The sequence below is a fragment of the Marivita cryptomonadis genome (genome assembly GCF_002115725.1).
GTDB lineage: Bacteria > Pseudomonadota > Alphaproteobacteria > Rhodobacterales > Rhodobacteraceae > Marivita > Marivita cryptomonadis.
Genome location: NZ_JFKD01000053.1, coordinates 1 through 4,345 on the forward strand (window position 1 = coordinate 1; position 4,345 = coordinate 4,345).

The window sequence follows — 4,345 nt, forward strand, 5'->3', positions numbered from 1 at the left end:
GGAACTTCTAACTCAGCTGTCGTCGGGCACATCGACGGTGCAACGCGTCTTTTCAAGACATCGGACGGCACGGATGTGCTGCCGAGTGTGATTTATCTGGACAAGCGCGGGCACAGATTCATCGGGAAATCAGCCTATGATCGCTTGCTTTCGGCTCCGCAGAATGTCGCTCAGGGCTTCAAGCGCTCGATGGGAACCAAGAATCCGATTTCCTTTGCTGGGCAAACTTGGACGCCGGTTGAGTGTAGTGCCGAAATCATCAAAGCGCTGGTAGGTCAGGCGATGACTGAGGCTGGTAATCAGGAAGTTGAGGGCGTGGTCATCACAACACCGGCTGCGTTCAACCAAATGCAGAGCGAGGACACGATTGCCGCCGCTCGATTGGCCGGTTTGGAGAAAGTAAGCCTGCTGCAAGAGCCAGTTGCAGCTGCCTTGGCGGCGATAGCACATAGCAAACAGAAGGATGGGGTTTTCTTGGTCTACGACCTCGGAGGCGGAACCTTTGACTTGGCTCTGGTCATGAGCACGGCGGGTGTCGTCAACGTGATCGCCCATGAGGGCATCAATATGCTTGGCGGGCGAGACTTTGACAGGATCATTTTCGACAGCATTGTGCGGCCATGGCTCACACAGACTTTCAATCTTCCAGCCGATTTTCAGCGCAACGAGAAATACAAGCACCTTTCGGATGTTTGCCGCCATGCTGCTGAAAAAGCGAAGATCCAGCTTTCGGCATCTTCGACCGCTTCGATTTTTGCGACCGAAGACGAAGTACGCGCGTCTGATGAGGGCGGTGAGGAAATCTATATCTCAATCGATTTGACGAGAGAACAGATGACCGACTTGATCAAGGACCGGATTGATGACTCGATTGCTCTTTGCCGCAAGATCATCACGGCCAACGGTTATAAGAATGACGATATCTCAAAAATCGTCCCGATTGGTGGCCCATCAAAGATGCCTATCATCCGCGATATGTTGGAGGCAGGCCTCGCCATTGAGGTGGAAACAGGTCTTGACCCGATGACCGCCGTTGCCACTGGCGCTGCAATTTTCGCTGAAAGCCGGGAATGGGCTGGTGAAAGCTCTACGCAGAAAAGCGGTAAACAAAAAGAAGCGGTCACCGGTAGTGTCTCTTTGGCTCTGGCTTTCAGTTCACGGGTCGCTAGCGAAACGACCAAGGTCCGGCTGAAACCGGCGGCGGACATGCCTACGGGGCACGAGGTGGAAATCCTTGATGAAGAAGGGTCTTCGACAGGCAGAATTCCAATTGATGGGCCGCTCAGCATCAACGTAAATGTTCGCAAGAACGGCGAAAACCGGTTCAAAGTGACCGTGTTCGACCAACAGGGCAAGGCCGTCGAGGACGCGTCACGTGAAATCGTCATCACCCGAGCTGAAGCAAGTGCCGCAAGTGTCCCGATGACCTACACGCTTGCAGTCAAGATTCAGCATGGCTTTGTCGGTTATGAACGGAACAAATTGGAGGTTCTTGTCAAGAAAGGGACGGCGTTGCCTGCACAGGGCAAGCAAACCTTCCGAACTGGCAAGACACTCGTCGGAGGCGAAGATGACTTCATCGCAGTCGAATTTTATGAGATGGCAGATGACATCGACACCCCGGAACACAACCTGCATATCGGTAACTTCCGCCTGAACAGTCGAGATGAATTGGAGCGCGGTGAACGGATCAATCGAGGTGACGATTTTGTCATCGATTGGAAAATGAGCGACAATGGCACGCTCAGCTTTTCGGTTGAATTGCCCTCATTGGGGCGTGTTATCGATGCCACTAACCTTTACCGATCGGAAGATGGCGGCATCAACTATGACGGCCAGCGTGGGGCGGAGGTTGCCACAACTATGCTCGCACGTGTTGAGAGTGATCTAGACGAGCTTGAAACCACGCTTGATGAAGATGCCGATCCAAATGGCGACATTCGCAAGCGGATTGAACGTCAGCATGCGGCGCTATCGACCTCCGTTGATGCAGACACGCATCGCTCGGTAGCCGAAGAGGCGCGCAAACTTCGCCAGGAGGTGGCGTTGTTGAAGATGTCACCTGAGAACGAAGAGCGAGTGCTGGACGACGAAGTCGCGAAGGCTGAAACTTCTTTCGACGAATTGCGAGACATTGCGCAGCCAGTAGATACTGAGCGGCACGACAAGCTTTTAGTGACGACCCGTCGTTCGATTCGGGAAAAGAACTATGATGCCGCGCGTAGGTCACTTGATGAGATGCAAGGCATTCGCATGAAGGTGCTCGCTGAAAGCCCTGATTTCTTGATCGAAATCTTCCGGCGCTTGGCAGAAGAGCATCACTTGGCAGTCGATGAAGCGCTTCATGCGCAGTTGGTTGAAGCAGGTGTCGAGGCTGCAAAATCTGGCGATGTGGAAAGGCTTCGGATGATCATCGGGCAGATGTTTGGCAATAGGGTCTCAACCGGAGCGGATGCGACCGAAATTGTGGAACTCGCACACCTCCTTGGGTCATAGGGGGTGATATTTTTGCAAGCTGGTGTGTCGTCTAGATGCCATCAAACCAACTGGATTTGATTTGGATTTTTTCGATCATTTCAGTTTCGACACCTAGCCGGTTTTCCTTCAGTAGGTCGCACAGGCGGTCGCCATCGATAAGGTCGATAGCGATTGCGCCATCACGCGTAGCTTCATCTGAAGCCTGACTGGTGAAATGCCCTGTAGTGATAAACAGCCCTTTGTCAGCGCGGCCTTGCAGCGCGCCTCGGAAATCGCGGATTTCCTTGGAGCCGACGCTTCCCTTCCAGCGTTTGCACTGAAAGTAAACTTGGAAGGAAACGAGGTTAACACGAAGAACACCAACCCCATCAATCCCGCCGTCGCCTGACTTGCCGCGCACCTCCACCTTAGTGAATCCAGCCTCACGCAAAAGCCGCTGTGCCAGGCGTTCAAATGCAGCGGGGTCCATCTTGCCAAGGACGGACAGCAGCGCCGATTTCCAATCCTCTTCATCATCGGGACCGTCCTCGGCCAGCACCTCAATCTCACCGGTTTGGCTAGATTTGGCGCCTTTGGCCGCAAGCCGCTTTAGGCGGGCGCGTTCTCGCTCTTCCAATGTTACCTGATCATAGATCGCGCGTGTTTCGTCCAAACTAGTGATTGCGGCACCGCCCTCGGTCAAGGCCCATACACCCCGAGAAGAGTTGTTGAGTGCCTCACCTCGTTTGAGATACGTGCGCGCCCAAGCGAGATAGTAATTCACGCGTGTGCGGTTTTCATCGCGTGGCATGGTGAAGGCTTGTTCGGCCTCTGTCACGCCTTCCAGCTCGATCACCTTCTCATCCAGTTCCTGGATCGTCGCGGACCCCCCGAGGTCTTTCAGCGCCTCGGCCGTTACAAGCATCATTCCGGGAAGGTCGGGAAGAGTTTCTGCGTCGATTTCAAATCGTCTTGTCATGCTGGGTATCACTTAAACAATGCAAAGGTTTGAACGCCAAAAAGGCTCGTTGAGACTTGTGCCATTTGCCAGAGGCGCTGGTTTTCATCGAGATCATCGCCGGATGCCGTAATTTGATCCAATCGAACTAGACGGCGATCCAGTCGATCTTGCGTTTCCTCGACCAGAATTCGGTCAGAGGGTTGTCTTGCGACCTCATCCACAGAAGCTGCCCGCTCATTTTCTCGCCTTCTGGCATCCAAAAGCGCTTCTCGGTAGCGGTCCAAGGTCCCGTCGACGCGATCCATGATCGAGGTCGTAGAAGCATTGACCGCTTGCGCCACATGATCGGCGAAGCCTGCGAATTGATCGACTTCGATCTCTTGAGGCTCAGAAAAGAAGTAGGCTTTGCCTTTTGATTTCAGCGCCTTGTCGAAGCAAACCCGATGAGGTTTCAGGTCAGGGAGAACGCCGACTTTGCTGGGCTTCATATACACGGAATTCTTGGCGACAGCGCTCGAAAGCCAATGTGCGTTGATTTCCTCATTGGTATGGAAAGCTGGGGCAGCATAGAAGGTGAACGGCTCGATAGTCTCCAGAGCAAGCAAGAGGGACTGTTGCTCCGAAATGCGCTTACTGGTGATCTCAAAGCGATAGTAGGGCAGAGTCATGGTATGACCGGAAATGCCGATCTCGCGGGCGTTTGAAGCTTTCATCCAGTCGGACAGTTTGAATTGCAAGTTGAGAATAATGCCCGATTTGCCTTTGAGCTTGGCGTCGTAGCCACCGCCCTTTTTCCCTTCTTCGAGCAGGCTTGGAAAGATCGGAACTGCCGACAGTGACATCGCCTTGGCCAATTCGTTGACCAAGGAAAATCCATACGTAAATTCGCTGAACTCAGCCTTCATTTCCGACCTCACGCCGCATAGC

At 53.4% G+C, this 4,345-nt stretch carries 3 protein-coding genes; 1 reads left to right on the plus strand and 2 read right to left on the minus strand.

Features of this window, described 5'->3' with window-relative positions:
* Nucleotides 1-2,496, plus strand: a 2,496-nt coding sequence (locus MCRY_RS22125) for an Hsp70 family protein (RefSeq protein WP_217808264.1), incomplete at its 5' end; no start/stop codon positions are given.
* A gap of 31 nt (nt 2,497-2,527) precedes the next feature.
* Here MCRY_RS22125 and MCRY_RS22130 read toward each other — a convergent pair.
* The gene (locus tag MCRY_RS22130; RefSeq protein ID WP_085633915.1) at nt 2,528-3,436 is read right to left on the minus strand and encodes a restriction endonuclease; all 909 of its coding nucleotides are present in this window, start codon (nt 3,434-3,436) and stop codon (nt 2,528-2,530) included.
* An 8-nt stretch (nt 3,437-3,444) separates the two neighbouring features.
* The coding region (locus tag MCRY_RS22135; RefSeq protein ID WP_217808265.1) for a hypothetical protein at nt 3,445-4,345 on the minus strand (901 nt) is incomplete at its 5' end.